The 2242-nt window shown below is 41.2% G+C and carries 1 protein-coding gene and 1 other RNA gene; both read left to right on the top strand.

Features of this window, described 5'->3' with window-relative positions:
• Nucleotides 1-478: 478 nt before the first annotated feature.
• Nucleotides 479-869: a transfer-messenger RNA gene (gene ssrA, locus IQ242_RS22995) on the top strand.
• Nucleotides 870-878: 9 nt separating this feature from the next.
• On the top strand, nt 879-2045 hold the full coding sequence (locus IQ242_RS22990; protein WP_193961544.1) for a pyridoxal phosphate-dependent aminotransferase: 1167 nt from the start codon (nt 879-881) through the stop codon (nt 2043-2045).
• The last annotated feature ends 197 nt before the right edge of the window (nt 2046-2242 follow it).

The raw sequence follows: 2242 nt of genomic DNA, 5'->3' as shown, positions 1-2242 counted from the left end.
ATTTTGCATTATGCTATGATGGCCTTTGTTGTAATTTTTAGGGTTTTAATGGTCTGGGTTATCTTAAAACCCTTGTTAAATCTAGACTTTTCCTTTTAGCCAAACCAAACACTTCCGCCAATTCTCCCTTTTTTTCCGAACAACGTTGATCTAATTTTTGTGTAGTTTTGTTGCAAAGTCAATTTTTTTTTGACAAAATGGCTAAGTTGTGGTAGGGAGATAGATTGTTGATAGGTGGCCATTCAAACCGAGACAATCAATAATTAGGGGAGGGTTAGCCGAAGAACTGGATAATATCTTGGACGAAAGAACCTGATGGCTTATCTCTTTGATAGCGATGCTATTGCAGAAAAATCAGCGATAAAAACCTTTTTTACCGATCTAGCCAGGCTCTAACGCCTGGGAAGAGGGGAAAAATCCCAATTGAGCCGCAATTAGCTTAATCAAAAAATGTGCTATAATCAAAATGTAAGCACAAGGGGCCGTAACGGTTTCGACAGGTTAGCGAAAGCTCCCCCGTGATACAGGTCGAGAGTGAGTCTCCTCTCGTAAATCAAAGGCTCAAACAAAAAGTAAATGCGAACAACATCGTTCCTTTCGCTCGTAAAGCCGCTCCTGTAGCTGCCTAATAGTCTCTAATCGACTCGAGCATTCATAGTTTGACTCCGTTAAGGACTATGGATAAACCCCCAACGGATGCCACGTTTAACTTTCTCTAGTTAGTTAACCGTCTAAGCTTTAACTAGAGCATCCCACTGTCCGGGATAAGTGACAGTCCCCGTTTCGAGGGTAATCGAAACTAAACCTGTGAATGAACGGACAGTCAATACCTAATTTGGACAGCAGTTCGACTCTGCTCGGCTCCATTGATTAGTTTAATGAAAAACCTTCTCTCCCGCATGGACGGGGTACAGACACCGATTATTCCCGTGGTCGGTCAATTAATTAAAGCGAACCCCGGTACTATTTCCCTAGGTCAAGGGGTTGTTTCCTATGATCCACCCCAGCAGGCGATCGAATCTCTATCTTTATTCTTAGCTAATCCCAAAAATCATCAATATCAATCTGTGGCGGGAATTCCCCCCTTATTAACAGTAATTCGGCAAAAACTAGCCGAAGATAATCGGATAGAAATCAGCGATAAACAGGCAATTTTTGTGACAGCGGGCAGTAATATGGCTTTTATGAATGCCATTTTAGCTATTACTTCCCCGGGGGATGAAATTATTCTCAACACTCCCTTTTATTTCAATCATGAAATGGCCATAAAAATGGCTGATTGTCAAGTAATTTTGGTTGCCACAGACAAAAATTTTCAATTGCGTCCGGCCGCCATTGAAGAGGCAATCACGGAAAAAACTAAGGCAGTGGTGACGATTTCTCCTAATAATCCCACGGGAGTAGTTTATCCAGAAAATACCCTGAGAGAAGTCAATCGAATTTGTCAAAAAAAGGGCATCTATCACATTCATGATGAGGCTTATGAATATTTTACCTATAACCATGCTCGCCACTTTTCCCCGGCAGCAATTGTTGGTAGTGAAGCCTGGACTATTTCCTTATTTAGTCTCTCAAAAGCCTACGGTTTTGCCAGTTGGCGCATTGGTTATATGGTAGTACCAGAACATTTATCTGAGGCGATTAATAAGATTCAGGATACTATTTTAATCTGTCCGCCGGTGGTTTCGCAATACGCGGCATTAGGAGCGTTGCAGGTGGGTAAAAGCTATCCTTTAGAACAGTTAAAAACCATCAGTCAAGTTAGAGAAATTTGCCTGAATGCTCTAGAATCAATCGGCGATATCTGTGATGTTGCCACTGCGGAAGGGGCTTTTTATTTCTTCCTGAAAATTCCCACAGATAAGAATGATTTTCAGTTAGTTAAAAGTTTAATTGAGCAGCAGCGGGTGGCGGTGTTACCCGGTTCAACTTTTGGGATAACAGAGGGCTGTTATTTGCGTCTTGCCTACGGTGCTTTATCTCCAGAAACAGCTTTAGCGGCAGTAGAAAGATTGGTAAAAGGACTGCGTTATTTTAGTCAGTGATTTTGAAGAATAAATACCGGCTTTCTTTCTTGGTTTTGACTTTAAGCTCATACTAAATCCAGTTATTAAAAACTGATTATTTCTTATCCCTTTTGCCTGTTGCCTTTTGCCTCGTCTCAACAAGTAATTTAAATTACGAACAGCTTAAGTAGGTAGGTGTTAAAAATTATCAGATACCCCCCTTATCAAGGGGGGAC

This window comes from Microcystis sp. LEGE 08355 (assembly GCF_015207185.1).
Classification (GTDB): Bacteria; Cyanobacteriota; Cyanobacteriia; order Cyanobacteriales; family Microcystaceae; genus Microcystis; species Microcystis panniformis.
The sequence above is the reverse complement of the archived record's forward strand: the minus strand, read 5'-3'. Positions and strand labels throughout refer to the sequence as shown.